This window comes from Johannesbaptistia floridana, from assembly GCF_057440575.1.
In genome coordinates this window covers 1-1820 of record NZ_JALKVM010000252.1, presented here as the reverse complement: position 1 = coordinate 1820, position 1820 = coordinate 1, and the positions used below count along the sequence as shown (strand labels likewise).

The following is a 1820-nucleotide window of genomic DNA, read 5'->3' as shown; positions in this document are numbered from 1 at the left end:
CCTGGCTACCTGGAACTAAAGCTAGAGTTTGAGTATCCCCTCCGTTATCGGCTAGGGTTGTTTCGATAATACCATTTGCCGATGCTGCTATGATGTTATTGTTATCTTGATTAATCGTACCGCTTATATTGGGCTCATCACTGGCTATGTTTCCTGCGATAATACTATTGTTCAAGTTATTATTAAGTGAATAAATTCCTCCGCCTCTATAATCTGCCTCGTTACCTGATATAGTTGAATTGGTTATGCTTGTATTGTCTGAAGCAATTCCTCCGCCATAGTAAAATGCCTCGTTACCTGATATAGTTGAATTGGTTATGCTTGTAGTGGTTGAAGCAATTCCTCCTCCATAGCCTGCTGTGTTACTTGATATAGTAGAATTGGTTATATTTGTAATCTCTGAAATAATTCCTCCTCCATATACACCTGAGATGTTATCTGATATAGTTGAGTTGATTATATTTGTGGTATGTGAAGCAATTCCTCCGCCATTTTGAAATGCGTCGTTACCTGATATAGTTGAATTGGTTATATTTGTAATAAGCGATCTAATACCTCCGCCATAGTTTCCCGAGTTATCTAATATAGTTGAATTGGTTACGTATGTAATGTCTGAATTAATGCCTCCTGCGCCTAGAGCTGAAATGTTACCTGATATAGTTGAATTGGTTATACTTGTAGTGCTGGATGAAAAAATTCCTCCGTCTGCGCCTTGAAATGCCGCATTACCTGATATAATTGAATTGGTTATACTTGTAGTGCCGACTGAAAAAATTCCTCCGCCAGTATAATTTACGGTGTTATCTGATATAGTTGATTCGGTTACATTTATATCGGAGGAATAAATTCCTCCACCAAACTCTACCGCCGTATTACCTGATATAGTAGAGTTATTAATCACTATAATATTATTAGATCTGATTGCGCCACCTGTACTTGCACTTCCTCCCGTGAGAGTCAAGTTGTCTATAGTAAAAGTACTTCCTTGTACATCAAATAGTCCAAAGGTATTATCACCCTGAATCGTTACTCCTTCTGTTAAACTTGAGGCGTCTATCGTTAACTCATCAGTTACTGCTAATGTCCCACTCACCAAGGAAATTGTGCCATTGTTTAAAGATGAATTAAATTTAATTACATCTGGTCCTGTGGCTGTATTGGCCTGCGCAATTAATTCTCGTAAACTATTACTACCGGAATCTGCTAAACTTTCTACTGTAAAGGTCGCCATAATTCCTCAATCCTCATTTTCATTTGTCTGTTGTTTTATGTAGGGTTTTGTGTCGCGCGATACCATACACTAATCAAGTTAACAACTTTTTTGGGGTTAACTTTAATTTAATTTTATCATCACTAATCAAACGTAGATGATATTAAGTATAAAATATAACATTTATTTAAGTTGATCTGCTGTACTAAAAGGTTACTAAAAAATAACTGCAAAAATCTCGGGTTTGATCTTTGCAGTTATTTGGCTAATAATCTGAAACTTTTAAACTATAGCAATGAGCGTTGTACTGTTAACAATATTTATATTTACAGATCCCCCCAACCCCCCTTACTAAGGGGGGCTTTTCATCATTTTTGTCAACATCTATTGGCGAGCTTGCTATAGCTCAAATCTAGAGCCTGTAACAGGAACTAAGCCATATCGCCCACAAGAATATAATCGGTTTGAGTAAACTCAGTGGTATTTCTCAAGACGGCGAAAATAGCATTAGTATTGCTGTCTACAAGATTCAGGTTGCCATTATTTACAAAAGTGTTTAGCTCAGCAAAATCGAGATTACTGCTAAAGAGGTCTTCACCTCGAACAAAGT

Annotated in this window: 1 pseudogene; it reads right to left on the bottom strand. The window is 36.8% G+C overall.

The features are described 5' to 3' along the window. Positions 1-1231: pseudogene (locus tag MW688_RS15670) on the bottom strand (hypothetical protein); the annotation flags it as partial. Between the last annotated feature and the right edge of the window lie 589 nt (positions 1232-1820).